The 13,959-nt window shown below is 41.8% G+C and carries 15 protein-coding genes and 1 pseudogene; 15 read left to right on the forward strand and 1 reads right to left on the reverse strand.

Going from position 1 to position 13,959, the window contains the following annotated elements; genetic code table 11:
* Positions 1–29: 29 nt before the first annotated feature.
* The 10 genes and pseudogenes from ACSR9O_RS06985 to ACSR9O_RS07030 all read left to right on the forward strand — a co-directional run bounded on the left by ACSR9O_RS06985 (position 30) and on the right by ACSR9O_RS07030 (position 9,240).
* Entirely contained in the window at positions 30–242 is a 213-nt protein-coding gene (locus tag ACSR9O_RS06985; protein WP_101221971.1) for an acetyl-CoA carboxylase biotin carboxyl carrier protein subunit, read from the forward strand.
* 17 nt (positions 243–259) lie between these two features.
* Entirely contained in the window at positions 260–1,159 is a 900-nt protein-coding gene (locus ACSR9O_RS06990) for a hydroxymethylglutaryl-CoA lyase (RefSeq protein ID WP_459734607.1), read from the forward strand.
* A 19-nt stretch (positions 1,160–1,178) separates the two neighbouring features.
* Positions 1,179–1,961, forward strand: coding sequence for an enoyl-CoA hydratase (locus ACSR9O_RS06995; RefSeq protein ID WP_491724191.1), 783 nt, complete (start codon positions 1,179–1,181; stop codon positions 1,959–1,961).
* A gap of 23 nt (positions 1,962–1,984) precedes the next feature.
* Complete coding sequence (locus ACSR9O_RS07000) at positions 1,985–3,514, forward strand: acyl-CoA carboxylase subunit beta (protein ID WP_491724192.1); 1,530 nt, start codon at positions 1,985–1,987, stop codon at positions 3,512–3,514.
* A 193-nt stretch (positions 3,515–3,707) separates the two neighbouring features.
* The gene (locus tag ACSR9O_RS07005) at positions 3,708–4,472 is read left to right on the forward strand and encodes an NUDIX domain-containing protein (RefSeq protein ID WP_101221975.1); all 765 of its coding nucleotides are present in this window, start codon (positions 3,708–3,710) and stop codon (positions 4,470–4,472) included.
* A gap of 15 nt (positions 4,473–4,487) precedes the next feature.
* A complete protein-coding gene (locus ACSR9O_RS07010; RefSeq protein ID WP_101221976.1) occupies positions 4,488–5,039 on the forward strand; it encodes a cysteine hydrolase family protein in 552 nt (183 codons plus the stop codon).
* Positions 5,040–5,099: 60 nt separating this feature from the next.
* Positions 5,100–6,569, forward strand: coding sequence for a nicotinate phosphoribosyltransferase (locus ACSR9O_RS07015; protein ID WP_101221977.1), 1,470 nt, complete (start codon positions 5,100–5,102; stop codon positions 6,567–6,569).
* A 34-nt stretch (positions 6,570–6,603) separates the two neighbouring features.
* Positions 6,604–7,434 (forward strand): NAD(+) synthase, encoded by an 831-nt coding sequence (gene nadE, locus ACSR9O_RS07020; RefSeq protein ID WP_491724193.1) that lies wholly within the window; start codon positions 6,604–6,606, stop codon positions 7,432–7,434.
* Between the two features lie 127 nt (positions 7,435–7,561).
* Positions 7,562–8,588 (forward strand): annotated as a pseudogene (locus ACSR9O_RS07025) (serine hydrolase domain-containing protein).
* Positions 8,589–8,973: 385 nt separating this feature from the next.
* Entirely contained in the window at positions 8,974–9,240 is a 267-nt protein-coding gene (locus tag ACSR9O_RS07030) for a hypothetical protein (RefSeq protein WP_491724194.1), read from the forward strand.
* Positions 9,241–9,390: 150 nt separating this feature from the next.
* Here ACSR9O_RS07030 and ACSR9O_RS07035 read toward each other — a convergent pair whose 3' ends face one another.
* Positions 9,391–9,795, reverse strand: a complete 405-nt coding sequence (locus ACSR9O_RS07035) for a hypothetical protein (RefSeq protein ID WP_260357568.1) — start codon at positions 9,793–9,795, stop codon at positions 9,391–9,393.
* 362 nt (positions 9,796–10,157) lie between these two features.
* Between ACSR9O_RS07035 and ACSR9O_RS07040 the strand changes: the two genes are divergently transcribed.
* From ACSR9O_RS07040 to ACSR9O_RS07060, 5 genes are all read left to right on the forward strand, one after another.
* On the forward strand, positions 10,158–10,406 hold the full coding sequence (locus ACSR9O_RS07040) for a hypothetical protein (RefSeq protein WP_101221980.1): 249 nt from the start codon (positions 10,158–10,160) through the stop codon (positions 10,404–10,406).
* 239 nt (positions 10,407–10,645) lie between these two features.
* Positions 10,646–11,074 (forward strand): YwqH-like family protein, encoded by a 429-nt coding sequence (locus ACSR9O_RS07045; protein ID WP_101221981.1) that lies wholly within the window; start codon positions 10,646–10,648, stop codon positions 11,072–11,074.
* Positions 11,074–11,364 carry a YwqI/YxiC family protein gene (locus ACSR9O_RS07050; protein ID WP_101221982.1) on the forward strand — a complete coding sequence of 97 codons (291 nt, stop codon included), beginning with the start codon at positions 11,074–11,076 and terminating at the stop codon, positions 11,362–11,364. The genes ACSR9O_RS07045 and ACSR9O_RS07050 overlap by 1 nt, the downstream gene beginning before the upstream one ends.
* Entirely contained in the window at positions 11,361–13,331 is a 1,971-nt protein-coding gene (locus ACSR9O_RS07055) for a DNA/RNA non-specific endonuclease (protein WP_491724195.1), read from the forward strand. Before ACSR9O_RS07050 ends, ACSR9O_RS07055 begins: the two co-directional genes overlap by 4 nt.
* Positions 13,332–13,334: 3 nt before the next feature.
* Positions 13,335–13,802, forward strand: coding sequence for an antitoxin YezG family protein (locus tag ACSR9O_RS07060; protein ID WP_367407929.1), 468 nt, complete (start codon positions 13,335–13,337; stop codon positions 13,800–13,802).
* Positions 13,803–13,959 lie beyond the last annotated feature (157 nt).

The following is a 13,959-nucleotide window of genomic DNA, read 5'->3' on the forward strand; positions in this document are numbered from 1 at the left end:
TAAAACATAATGATCAGGAGGAATGTAAGATGACAGAATTAAAGGCAAGCATGGCAGGAAGCGTTTGGAAAATCGTAGCGAACGAGGGGCAAAGTGTAACAGACGGACAGGATATCATTATCTTGGAATCTATGAAAATGGAAATCCCCATTGCAGCCGAGGAAGCTGGCACCATTAAAGAACTTAAAGTGAATGAGGGGGATTTCGTGAATGAGGGCGACGTTTTGGCCGTCATTGAATAAGGGGACGGAGGGGTAAGATGAATTGGCCTGAAAAAGTGACAATTAAGGAAGTGGGTCCGCGTGACGGACTGCAAAATGAAAAGGTCATGATACCTGCAAAAAGCAAAATAGATTGGATCGATCAGCTCTCTGATACAGGTTTATCTTATATAGAGGTGACTTCTTTCGTCCATCCAAAGTGGATTCCCCAATTGAGTGATGCTGCCCTGGTGGCTAAGGGAATTAAGCGCAATCCCGGTATCACTTATGCGGCCCTTGTACCCAATCAAAGGGGACTGGAGTCGGCTCTAGAAGCCAATATCGATGAAATTTCCGTGTTCATGTCATCCAGTGAAACGCATAATCTTAAAAATATCAATAAGTCGATTTCCGATACCTTTCCAATAATGAAGGATGTTATCGGGACAGCAGCTAACAGCGGGAAAACGGTTAGGGGCTATATTTCAACCGTTTTCGGCTGTCCTTATGAAGGGGAGGTTTCGACCGAACAGGTTTTCCGTGTTTGTGATCAACTTTTTGAATATGGAATCAATGAAGTCTCATTGGGTGATACCATTGGGGTCGCTTCTCCAAGACAGGTTGCACTGTTCCTGGAACAAGCTGTAAAAAGATATGATATAAGCCGGATTGCCCTCCATTTTCATGATACAAGGGGAATGGCACTCGCAAATGTTCTAGAATCACTTAATTATGGTGTGGATACTTTCGACTCTTCGCTCGGAGGTTTAGGAGGATGCCCGTATGCACCAGGTGCGAGCGGAAACGTGGCAACGGATGACCTAATTCATATGCTACATAAAATGGGAATTCACACGGGAATCAACCCAGAAAAACTAATGAAGGCTGCGGCCAAGATGCAGAGCTTTTTAGAAAAACCATTGCCAAGCCATCAGATGGCTGTTTATAACGCACAATAAGAGAAATTGAGGTGAAATTATGACTTCATTAGTTGAAATAAGTACTGAGGAAAAGGGAATTGCCCTCGTGACTTTGAATCGGCCGGATGCTGCTAATGCCTTATCCATAGAATTGCTTCATTGCTTGGTTGAAGGGCTGGAGGAATTGAAAAGTGATTCCAATTTACGAACAGTCATTATAACGGGGGCAGGTGAAAAGGCGTTTTGTGCAGGTGCGGACCTTAAGGAACGAGCAGGTATGAATGAGGATAAAGTCAGGGAGACAGTCAAGTTGATTGGAGATACGATTACGGCTGTAGAAAACCTTCCAGTTCCGGTCATCGCCGCGATTAACGGTTCGGCTTTTGGCGGAGGGCTGGAGTTGGCACTCGCTTGTGACATACGAATCGCATCGGAAACGGCGAAGGTGGGACTGACAGAAACATCGTTAGGCATCATCCCAGGCGCCGGCGGTACTCAGCGCCTGCCGCGGATAGTTGGAATGCCGACAGCGAAAGAACTGATTTATACGGCAAGGAGATTGGATGCAAAAACGGCACATGCCTTGAAAATCATCAGTCATGTATATTCACCCCAGCATTTACTTGAGGAAGCGAAAAAATTGGCTAAGGAAATTGCGGTCAATGCCCCATTGGCACTAATGGCTGCAAAAGCGGCAATCAATCAAGGGGCTGAGACTGACTTGAAAACAGGATTGCAAATTGAAAAAGACTGCTATCAGACAACTTTAAAAACCCGTGACCGACTGGAGGGTCTGTCAGCATTCAAGGAAAAGCGCAAACCGGTATTTAAGGGCCAATGATTTCAATTGAAGGAGGAACAGGGATGGTAACGACGGATAAACTAACCGAAACGGTTGAGACGATTAAAAAAGGCGGTTTAGAAAAATATCATCAGAAAAACGCTGAAAAAGGAAAGCTTTTCGTACGTGAACGGCTCGAGCTGCTTTTCGATGAAGGGGTTGAAATAGAGGACGCTTTCTTTGCTAATTGTGCCAGTGAGGGTCTGCCTGCGGATGGTGTGGTTACAGGCATCGGGAAAATCAATGGTCAGAGGGTCTGTGTCATGGCCAATGATTCGACTGTAAAAGCTGGTTCCTGGGGAGCAAGGACCGTCGAGAAAATCATTCGCATTCAGGAAACAGCTGAGAAGTTACAGCTGCCCCTTCTTTATTTAGTCGATTCTGCCGGGGCACGAATTACAGATCAAGTAGAAATGTTTCCGGGACGCCGCGGAGCAGGACGCATCTTTTACAACCAAGTAAAGTTATCAGGAAAAGTCCCTCAAATTTGTCTATTGTTCGGTCCGTCTGCCGCCGGCGGGGCATATATCCCAGCTTTTTGTGATATCGTCGTAATGGTTGATGGCAATGCATCCATGTATTTAGGTTCACCGAGAATGGCAGAAATGGTCATTGGCGAAAAGGTGAGTGAAGAGGAAATGGGCGGGGCGAAAATGCATTGTTCCGTTTCAGGATGCGGGGATGTGCTTGTCAAGTCAGAAGAAGAATCGATCGCGTTCGCGCGCAGGTACTTAAGCTATTTTCCAGGAAATTATCAAGAAAAGCCTAAAGCCACAAAGCCTGAGCTGCCTGCGGATTTCGAAAAAACATTGGAAGAACTGATTCCAAAAAATCAGAATGCAGCCTTCAATATGTATGACCTGATCGATAGGATCATAGACAGGCAATCGTTTTGTGAAATCAAGAAGCTATTTGCTCCTGAATTAATTACTGGGCTTGCAAGGCTAAATGGGCAAACGATAGGGATCATTGCCAATCAGCCGCGAGTCAAGGGCGGCGTCCTGTTCCATGATTCAGCCGATAAGGCAGCCAAGTTCATCAATTTATGTGATGCTTTCCATATACCGTTGTTGTTCCTGGTGGATATTCCTGGATTCATGATCGGGACGAAGGTCGAACGGGCAGGCATCATTCGCCATGGTGCAAAAATGATTTCGGCCATGAGTGAAGCCACGGTCCCGAAAATTTCAGTCATTGTCCGTAAGGCTTATGGGGCTGGACTTTACGCGATGGCCGGTCCCGCTTTTGAACCGGATTGCGTTCTTGCCTTACCGACGGCATTGATTGCGGTCATGGGGGCAGAAGCTGCGGTCAATGCAGTCTATGCCAATAAAATCAATGCCATGGAACCAGAAGAGCGCCCGGCATTCATCGAACAGAAACGCAATGAATACAATGAAGACATTGATATCTACCGCTTAGCCTCCGAGATGATTGTTGATGGCATCATCCAGCCAAATGACCTGCGTGATGAATTGTGCGCCAGGTTTGAAGCATATAGCAGTAAACAATTGACATTCACCGAACGTAAACATGGAGTCTATCCCGTTTAAAGAAATCGATAAACAAGCCCGGTCATCATGACCGGGCTTGTTTTCATGTGAAAAATAAATGATTATTTAAATAATTAGAAAATTTGTCTGATTTAGAGTTGCTAAATCACACAAGGAAGAGTACTATAATTAGTAATTAATGATTTACTAATTACTTGAATTCCATACTTAGTGAAAGAAAGTGAGAGTTGCCATGGCTCAGCAGGAAAAAAAGAAATATATTACACCAGATGGATACACAGCAGATATTGCGATTTTTACTATTACAACAAAGAAAACGGCAGAGAAAGCTCCGCCTGAAATGTTTTTGAAGCTATTATTAATCAAACGCGCCACAAAAGATAAGGAAGGAAGCCCTAATGTTGAAGGAGATAAATGGGCTTTACCCGGAGGTTTTGTCAATGCTGGCGAGACTGCCTATGAAGCAGCCAAACGAGAATTGAAAGAAGAAACGGGCGTAGCTGGATTCCATGTCAAGCATTTCGGGGTTTATGACCGGCCAGGACGAGATCCCAGGGGCTGGATCATTTCCAATGCTTTTTATGCCATTGTCCAGGAAGAGTTTCTTCATCAAAGAAATGCGAATGACGACGCAGCCGAGGTTGAATTGTTCACGATTCAGGAAGCCTTACAATTAGATCTTGCATTCGATCATTATACAATTATTAACGATGCGATGAATTTAATGAAAAAAGAAATGGTGCAAACGACGATAGCCCAAAAATTCCTGCCGGATGAATTTACACTTTCTGAGCTGCAACGGGTTTTGCTGACAGCCAGAGATGATGCAAAAATCAGTGCAGACTCACTTTTTTATGCAAAAGCCCCGAAGCTCCCGTTTCTGGAAAAAGTCTTGGATGAAAAGGGAATGCATAAGAAAACGAAACGGAATTCGTATCGGCCTTCACAGCTTTACCGATTTAATGCAGAGGTTGTCATGGACTCTATTTACTATTGAGGGGGAATTGATGATATGGGGAAAAAGGCATTGATCAATATAGATTATACGTATGACTTCGTGGCAGACGGGGGTTCCTTGACCTGCGGGAAGCCAGGTCAGGATATCGAGAAGGAATTAGTCAATATAACCAGGGATTTTATAAAAAGCGGCGAATATACGGTATTCGCGATTGATTTACATGAAGAAGGAGACCGCTTACATCCCGAATCGAATTTGTTTCCACCGCATAATATTAGCGGTACAATGGGTAGAGACCTATACGGGGCGTTAAAAGAGGAATATGAAACTAATAAAAATCAAAAGAATGTTCATTATATAGATAAAACACGTTATTCGGCCTTTGCAGGGACGGACCTTAATATCCGCCTGCGGGAACGTCACATCACCGATGTATATTTAGTCGGGGTTTGTACAGATATCTGTATTTTGCATACGGCAATCGACGCTTATAATCTAGGCTATAATATCTTTGTATATGAAAATGCAGTGGCCTCGTTCAATGATGCCGGTCACCATTGGGCGCTTGGACATTTTAAAGGATCTCTTGGAGCAACCATTCTATAATATCCATTCAAGCAACAGAATAGAAGGGAAGCGATGCTTCTCTTTTGGGAGGAACTATCCATGGAAAAAAAGTACAACGACGACAGTTACGCATTACACACTGACCTTTACCAAATCAATATGGCCCAAACTTATTGGCAGGACAAAACGCATAACCGAAAGGCAGTTTTCGAGATATTTTTCAGAAAGCTTCCATTTAATAGCGGATATGCGATTTTTGCGGGACTTGAAAAAATTGTCCATTACCTTCAAAACTTTTCCTTCTCGGAAAGTGATATCGACTATTTAAAAAATGATCTGCACTATGATGAAGAATTTTTGAATTATTTGAAGAACATTCGTTTCACGGGAGCGATTCGCTGCATGAAAGAGGGAGAGCTCGTTTTCGGCAATGAACCGATATTACGGGTGGAGGCACCGCTTGGTGAGGCTCAACTCATTGAAACTGCGTTGCTTAACATTGTGAACTATCACACACTCGTGGCAACAAAAGCTTCACGCATCAAACAGGTAATCGGTGAAGAATCTGCCCTTGAATTCGGTTCAAGGCGGGCGCAAGAAATGGATGCTGCAATTTGGGGAGCGAGAGCGGCCTATATTGCTGGCTTTGATTCCACTAGTAATGTACGTGCTGGAAAGCTGTTCGGCATTCCGGTTTCAGGGACGCATGCACATTCCATGATCCAAGCTTATAAAGATGAATATACAGCTTTTCATAAATACGCTGTTTCCCATAAAGACTGTGTATTCTTGGTTGATACTTATGATACATTGCGTTCTGGCATCCCGAATGCAATCCGTGTTGCCAAGGAATTGGGCGATAAAATCAACTTCATTGGCGTTCGTCTTGACAGCGGTGACTTAGCTTACTTATCAAAAGAAGCACGGCGTATGCTTGATGCTGCAGGGTTCCATGATGCGAAGATAGTCGCTTCCAATGACCTGGATGAATATACGATCATCAATTTGAAACAACAAGGAGCAAGAATTGACATTTGGGGCATCGGAACCAAATTAATTACGGCTTATGACCAGCCAGCGCTCGGTGCCGTTTATAAAATGGTTTCAATAGAGGGCGAAGATGGGAATATGAGAGATACCATCAAAATTTCTTCTAACCCTGAAAAGGTTACGACACCTGGCTTAAAACGAGTATACCGAATCATCAATAAAGTGAATCATCATGCTGAAGGTGATTATTTGGCGATGGAATATGAGAAGCCGCAGGAACAGGAAAAATTAAAGATGTTTCATCCTGTCCATACCTTCCTAAGTAAATTCGTCACGGATTTCGATGCGGTTGATCTGCATGTGGATATTTTCAAGGATGGAAGTTTGATTTATGAATTGCCGACCATAGATGAAATCAAGGCCTTCACGCAAAAAAATCTCCAAGTATTATGGCCGGAGTACCTTCGTGCACTGAACCCTGAAGAATACCCGGTAGATCTAAGCCAGGATTGTTGGGATAATAAAATGAGGAATATAGATGAAGTTAAAGCAAATGTAGAAAGAATGCTAACGAAATGACCAATCTATTTTATTAGAAAGCGGGGCTATGCCAATGCGTCCATTACAAAAAGAAATCGTAAAAAAATTACTTGTCCAACCAACGATCGATTCTGAAGCCGAATTCAGGAAAAGTGTTGATCTTTTAAAAGGGTATATGAAGAAAAATACGTTTCTGAAAAGTTTTGTACTTGGGATATCCGGAGGTCAAGATTCAACACTGGCGGGGTATATTGCTCAAACCGCTGTCAATGAATTGAATGAAGAAAAAAATGGCAGCGACTATAAGTTTGTTGCTGTAAGCTTGCCATATGGAGTACAGGCTGATGAAGATGACAGGCAGCTGGCTTTAAAATTCATCAAGCCAAGCCAAACGGTTACTGTTAACATCAAGGAAGCGGTGGATGCTTCAGTAAAAGCTGTGGAAGAAGCGGTTTCTGAAAAGCTATCGAATTTCTTAAGGGGAAATGTCAAAGCACGTGAGCGAATGAAGGTACAATATGATTTAGCCGGACTGTATAAAGGCGTTGTGCTTGGTACGGACCATGCAGCTGAAGCGATCACAGGTTTCTTTACGAAACATGGTGATGGTGCAGCGGATATCCTACCTTTATATCGCTTAAATAAAAGGCAAGGAAAAGAAATCCTCAAATTCGTCGGTGCTCCTGAGCGTCTTTATACGAAAATACCAACGGCAGATTTAGAAGATGACAAACCGTTACTTCCTGATGAAGTGGCTTTAGGCGTTAGCTACGATGAAATCGATGATTATCTTGAAGGCAAGGAAATCAGAACGGAAGCTGCCGAAATCATCGAAGGATGGTATACTAAAACCGAACATAAACGCAATGAAGCCATTAATGTTTATGATACTTGGTGGAAATAAAAGAACGAGTGAAATCTGAAATAAGTTATCCCGCATCACATAAGATGCGGGTTTTTTGGCAAGACCTAATGAGCACCTTGGCCAACACATCGGTTATGAAAATTTTACCGGCAAGGGGGAAAACGAAATGTCGACTCTACATATGGATATTTCCAGGATTATTGAAGAAACATGCAAGGAAATTGAATTCTCGGGTGTTATCGGTGTGAAAGCGGGAGATGACCTGATTCATAGCTCAGCACATGGCTATACCAATCGAGCGGATGAAATCATGAATACGGCCGAAACAAGATTCGGAATTGCTTCCGGTTGTAAACTGTTTACGGCGGTAGCCATTTGCCAGTTAATACAAAAAGGAGAACTTAGGCTGGATTCTAAGCTTATAGACTGTCTTCCTATCGTGTTTCCTGATTTCCATCAAAATGTAACCATTCATCACCTCTTAACACACACTTCGGGCATTCCTGATTACTTTGATGAGAAAGTGATGGATGATTTTGAAGAGCTTTGGCAGAAAAAACCGATGTACCATATCAAAAGATTAAAAGATTTCCTCCCAATGTTTCAAGATGATGTGATGATGTTTGAACCCGGGGAAAGATTTCATTACAATAATGCAGGCTATATTTTATTAGGATTGATTGTTGAGGAACTAACCGGACTTCAATTTTCTGAATATATCGACAAGAACATCTTTCTTCCTTGTGAAATGATAAATTCCGGTTATTTTTCCATGGACCAGCTTCCTAAAAATACTGCATTAGGGTACATTGACGAAGAAAATGGAGCATGGAGAACTAACGTTTATTCCCTTCCCATCAAAGGCGGTGCGGATGGAGGAGCGTATATTACCGCATCAGATATGTTCAGGTTTTGGGATGGGTTATTTTCCAATCAGTTACTGAATCAAGAATATACCACTCTCTTATTGGAAGCCCATATTGCAACTGGAGATGAAGGGGAATATTATGGATATGGTATATGGATCCGTAAAAAAAAATGACGAGATTTTCAAATATCATCTTATGGGGTATGACCCGGGTGTAAGTTTCAATTCTGCGGTATATCCGGCAAATCGATTGAGAACCGTCATTACTTCAAATAAAAGCATGGGTCCATACCATATTACTAGAGCGATTGAGAAAGAATTGTAAAAACAAATGGAACCTTTCCACTAATGAATGGTTCCATTTATTTACAGTCGATGTGAATTCATTCAGTATTTTTTAAGAAAGGGGCGAATTAGCATTCAATTGCTCCATTGGTTCCAAAACTTTTGGATTTTAAAAGGGATGAAACTTCACCTGGACCTTTATTCAAGAACGCGGCTTTAATGATATGGTTCATCACTTTTCCATATATGGTCTTGTGAAGCTCGTTAAGGAGATAGATTTCTTTAGGTTTCAAGGCTTTTCCAAACAAAGAATTTGTATATTTAAATATCTTGAAGTAGAGTATATTTAATATACATTATTTTAACCGGTATTTTCCGATGGAGGTTCTTTTTACTTTATGAAGGCAAGATATGAACTCGCGAACATGAACTTAACAGTAAGCAATGTGACTTTACGTAATGCTGCGGATAGCTATGTCCTCTTGAAAGCTGCAGATGATCAAAATAATGAAATCACGATCAAGCTTTCCCACGAACAAGCGGAATTTCTGGAAGCGGAATTAAGGGAAGTAAATCGCCGTCGCAGGGAAAATAGTCCTGATATAACAGGAAATGACCAGGAACGTATTAATGACGACGATTCTTTTAATCTGTTCAGCATTGATTTATTCAATGAAAATGAATCGAAGTAATTCCCCGAATCAAATTTGCTTCTCTGTAACCTTCCTTTCCATTTAAGATGCTGCTACAGAGAATTTATCATTCCCGCCAATACAAAATCCGAATTTCCAGTTATTGAAAGGCATTAGGAATGTTTTAAGCAAGGTGACCTATCGTTACCTTTATTTTGATTGCTTGAAAAAATTCTTCACCAAAAGGAATATGGATGAAAGTACAGCAAAAACCATGAAAAATACGATGAACCCCCATAGGCCTATCGCCGCATCTTGAAACTCCATATTTCCCCTGCTGGTAAGGGCTTGCTGTATCTCAATGGCAAATACTAAAACAACCATGACTGTAAAGGTATAAAGGAAAGAGAGTATCGTTATCCCAAAACGCATCCGGGCAATTAAATTAGATAAAAATAACACGAACAAAAATATGATGATACCGATGATTCCCATTATCCAAAAATGCAAATCTTTGTCCGTTGCATTTGAATTTAATGTGTCACTTACAAAGAATAGGATGAAATCGTGAAGATTATTGACGATTTCAGCTAATATCTGGATGATTTCTTTCATTTTTTCACACCTCCAATCCTTAGATTATAGCAGGTTATAAATCTATATAGAAGAGGGAAGGTCCTCGGGGTTGCCAGACTGACCTTTGGTGGAAGTAATGTGAAATCATACACATGCTAAGAAAAGTATATTCTGGGAAACGTATAAAAGCATATGTGAATGAAGAAGTCAGGACATGCAAGTTCAGTTAAATAAGGGGAGATTGAACAAAATACATAGAAAAATAAAGTAATTCATGGAAAGCAGGAGTACCTATTTCCAATGTTTTTAATGCCTTTAGCAACCTTAGCCATGATTGTTTGATCGGTTTCTTTATTTATAAAGTTAGTAAACCTTAATGCTTAGAGTTGGAGGGAAAAAGGATGAATGATATACATAATCATGTGTTAACAGTAATTGATTTTATGAAAACCGGACACAAAACCTGTTTTGTGAAAGTAATCGGTTTTGATGCTGAATCCGGACAGGATTTTGAAGGTGAAGTTAAATTTGTCGGTGATTTGCCTTTTGGCGATTTGATACATCCCGAGCGGTCACATTTATCTTCCTCTTGCAGGGAATTTGTTCGGGATGACTTACTGCGCAGATACAGTCAAGGGCAGTTTGAATGAAGTGCCGGAAATTTTTATAGAGAATCTAATAAGATGACATTCTGCTAACTTGTTTAAAATTGGTAAAATGCCGGGTATAAAGAATATGGTATGTAGGAACTTTTTTATGCCAATCTTCTCTTTTAACTGACAAAATAGCATATTTCTCCCTATTTAACTCTCGGACTATAATCCTTATAATATTAAATAGGAAAATATGACATTTAGTGTAGGATTATACTGTTTCTGAGGTGAGTTTCATGGTTTATGCAGATATTTTGAGTAATATACACTCTGCTATCTCCGGTAAAAAAGCTGATTTGAATGTGAAAATAGAGCGTTTAGAAAATGCGAAGAACGATATTATAAAAGAGCAAAGCATGTGCTTAAGCGAGATTAGGAAAATAAAAGACCCTGAGCTAGGTGGCAGCTGGACAGGGAATCGCTCGGATCAATTTCAGGAAGCCCGTCATGATGCCTATAATGTGATGTTTAGTATCATTCATGACGATTATGATGATTACCAATGGAAAATCGAAGCGATGATTACAAAGCTGAATGCAGAGAACACGCTTCTGAGCATAGCGGGGAATATAGCCCAAGAAGCCGATTCCCTTTTGAGCAAAGGTGAAGAGGCATTTGAGCAGCTGGAAAGTAAAATATCCGATTTAAAAAGGCGGTTGTTTTAATGACGACAATCAAACTGAATCATCCTGCCGTAACGAAGCAAGTCGATCAGGTGAAGACGGCACTTGGTACAGTCACGCTTGGAAATTTGCCGGCAGGCGAGCTTGGCAACAATAAATTGGAATTCACTTCGAAATGGATCGACCGGGAAACGAACTTGGAGAAGGTCTTTGAACAATATATCAAAATCGTCCAGAAAAATGTGGAAGATACCCGTGCCAACATTGACTTATTAAAAGAACAGGATGAAGCCATCGCCCATACGTCTTCACATGGGTATCCTACGCGATGAAAATATATGAAGCCGAGACATTGACGGCCGCAACCAAGTCGCGCGCCAAGCAATATGAAGAACTAAAAAAGGAAGTCGCAGCCCTGAAAAAGGAATTTCAGGGCATCGTCGGCTTGGATAACGAGTTTCAGGGAGCCGGTGCTACCGCCATCAAAAGCTTCTATGAAGCGCAAATCGAGGTGGCGGACGCCTGGATGGAACTATTCACGACCCAGATCAGTTTTTTGGAAGGCATACCTGCCACCCTGGAAGAGGCGGACCTCTCCGGAAATACGGTGGTCGAGGTTCCCTTTTTAGATGGCGAAGTGTCAAACGGCATCAACCAAGCGAAATCGCTTGTCGATGAACAAGCGAACGATCTCCAAAGAATCCTGAACAGCATTGACGATATCCTGGCTCTTGATATATTCGACCAAAAGGACTTTAATGAAAAAATCACGCTGGCCGGGCACAGGCTGGATGACACCGTGACAAAGGTCGAGAATGTCGACCGGCAATTGATCGAGGAATATGATGTGTCCGTCGGCCAGGAAAACGTGGCCGTTGGCCTCTTTCGTGCCTTGCTTGATGCCACCAAACAGGACGGCAACGTTTCGCCGATGACATTCAATCAATCGGCATTCAAGAGCAGTGATGTCTATCAAGTGAGGGATGAAGTCGCCGGTCAGATGAAAGACTATCAAACCTTCAAAAAGCAGCAAGCCGAAGCCCGGAAAATCGAACAGGAAATGGAAGAACTCGAAAACCGGCCATGGTATGAAAAAGCCTGGGATACGACAAAAACCTTTACAGGGGAATTCACGGGATATTATGATTCTATCAGGGCCTCAACCGGAGTCGATCCAGTAACGGGGCGCAAGCTGTCCGATGCCGAACGAATCGCCGCAGGCGCCATGGCAGCAGCTGGTTTCATCCCCGTCGTTGGCTGGGCCGGCCGGGCCATCAAAGGCGGCAGCGCCCTATACAAAACGGCCAAAGGACTCAACGCAGCGGACCACGCGCTCGATGCCTATAAAACGACAAAAGGCTTTAGCCTCCTCCAGAAAACCGAATACGGGATATACGGACTCCTCGCAGCCAACGGCCTCGGCGAAGCGGCCACAGGCAAAGACATGTTCGGCAACCAGCTGACCGAGGAACAGCGCCAGAACGGACTATTGATGGCACTCGGAATCGGCGGTGTGGCAGGTGCGGCGAAGGTCGCCGATAAAGTAGCAAGCGGTACAAAGTTCATCCCTTACAGCAAGGAATTTGCACAAAAGCAGGTTCAGAAGGTTCAAGCCTTCAGCAGGGAAATCGGCAAGGTGGAAGTACCTCTCCGGATTAGGGTCGAAGAATTAGCTACGGCGTATGGAAACAACTATAAACATGTCACATTTGATAAAACGACGATTAAGGATATTGTGCAGAAGTTTGCGGTGAAGAGTGATGGTGGTAAGGGTACAGGCAAAGTAGTGCTTGCAAAGGGCTCCATTGAAATTACAAAAGTGGAGTATGGAAAGCATTATACAAGAGAGCGAATGAAGAAAGTTTTAAAACCGAATATTGAATATACATCCCCTGGTGGTCATGTATATAAAACAGACGAAAAGGGTCGGATAACAAGTGTAGAAGGTTCTCTCGACTTAGGCAGTGGTAAACGAAACAATTATGCTCAGCGGATTGCTGGAAGGGAAGACCGCTTGCCAGATGATCAAGGGGGCCACTTAATCGCCAGCATATTTAAAGGATCTGGTCATCTAGACAACCTTGTTCCTATGAATGCAAACCTGAATATGGGAGAATGGAAAAAACTCGAAATATCTTGGGCAAAAGCTTTAGACAGTAATCCTCCTAAAACAGTAGAAGTGAAAATATATCCTGTGTATGAGGGAAATTCAACTCGACCTACAAGTTTCGACATAGAGTATAAAATTGACGATGGCCGTTGGGATTTAAGAACATTTGAAAATAGAGCAGGGGGATAAAAAATGAATGAATCAAAACTAAATGAATATTATCAGAAAATAGCTCAAACTGTAAATGAGATGATTCCAGAAGAATGGAGTAAAGTAATTTTGTATGGAGAAGTTAATGAGGGGACAGGGACTGCGTTCTTTTTCTATCAGTCTAATATTAATGATAAACTCATATATAGTCACGATATCCCTGAATTACATAGTATTAGTAGAATAGAGTATAGAGATACATGGCGGAGGTTAATAAAGGTTTTAAAAGAATTATCAGATGAATTTAAAGATAATAATCAAGAACAATGGACCAATTTAACTTTTACTTTAGAAAGTACAGGGAAATTTAAGGTTGACTATGATTATGAAGATTTATCAGATGCAGATGATCACGAAAGAAGGGTTATTTGGGAATATACTCGTTTGGGTCTTTTACCTGAAACTGAATATGATAAGAGTATTTTAGAAGAATACCTCAAGAAAGAATAATGGAGGATAAGAAAAGCTTGTTTTTTTGTATGACCTTAACGGTAAAGTTAAGGTCTTTTCATTGTAGAAATAGAATATGTATCGTTTTAAGTTATATCGGGCTCCTCAGATAAAAGGCCGTTAGGTCTAAGAATATTTATAGATAAGAAAATGGATT

The organism is Peribacillus sp. B65 (genome assembly GCF_058513295.1).

What these genes read in the sequence shown, in the direction of transcription:
- ACSR9O_RS07060 (WP_367407929.1), top strand. Translation starts at nt 13,335, where the DNA reads ATGAATGAATCAAAACTAAATGAATATTATCAGAAAATAGCTCAAACT.
- ACSR9O_RS07035 (WP_260357568.1), bottom strand. Translation starts at nt 9,795, where the DNA reads ATGAAAGAAATCATCCAGATATTAGCTGAAATCGTCAATAATCTTCAC.
- ACSR9O_RS07000 (WP_491724192.1), top strand. Translation starts at nt 1,985, where the DNA reads ATGGTAACGACGGATAAACTAACCGAAACGGTTGAGACGATTAAAAAA.
- ACSR9O_RS07015 (WP_101221977.1), top strand. Translation starts at nt 5,100, where the DNA reads ATGGAAAAAAAGTACAACGACGACAGTTACGCATTACACACTGACCTT.
- ACSR9O_RS06990 (WP_459734607.1), top strand. Translation starts at nt 260, where the DNA reads ATGAATTGGCCTGAAAAAGTGACAATTAAGGAAGTGGGTCCGCGTGAC.
- ACSR9O_RS07050 (WP_101221982.1), top strand. Translation starts at nt 11,074, where the DNA reads ATGACGACAATCAAACTGAATCATCCTGCCGTAACGAAGCAAGTCGAT.
- ACSR9O_RS07005 (WP_101221975.1), top strand. Translation starts at nt 3,708, where the DNA reads ATGGCTCAGCAGGAAAAAAAGAAATATATTACACCAGATGGATACACA.
- ACSR9O_RS07045 (WP_101221981.1), top strand. Translation starts at nt 10,646, where the DNA reads ATGGTTTATGCAGATATTTTGAGTAATATACACTCTGCTATCTCCGGT.
- ACSR9O_RS07055 (WP_491724195.1), top strand. Translation starts at nt 11,361, where the DNA reads ATGAAAATATATGAAGCCGAGACATTGACGGCCGCAACCAAGTCGCGC.
- ACSR9O_RS06995 (WP_491724191.1), top strand. Translation starts at nt 1,179, where the DNA reads ATGACTTCATTAGTTGAAATAAGTACTGAGGAAAAGGGAATTGCCCTC.
- ACSR9O_RS06985 (WP_101221971.1), top strand. Translation starts at nt 30, where the DNA reads ATGACAGAATTAAAGGCAAGCATGGCAGGAAGCGTTTGGAAAATCGTA.
- ACSR9O_RS07030 (WP_491724194.1), top strand. Translation starts at nt 8,974, where the DNA reads ATGAACTTAACAGTAAGCAATGTGACTTTACGTAATGCTGCGGATAGC.
- ACSR9O_RS07010 (WP_101221976.1), top strand. Translation starts at nt 4,488, where the DNA reads ATGGGGAAAAAGGCATTGATCAATATAGATTATACGTATGACTTCGTG.
- nadE (WP_491724193.1), top strand. Translation starts at nt 6,604, where the DNA reads ATGCGTCCATTACAAAAAGAAATCGTAAAAAAATTACTTGTCCAACCA.
- ACSR9O_RS07040 (WP_101221980.1), top strand. Translation starts at nt 10,158, where the DNA reads ATGAATGATATACATAATCATGTGTTAACAGTAATTGATTTTATGAAA.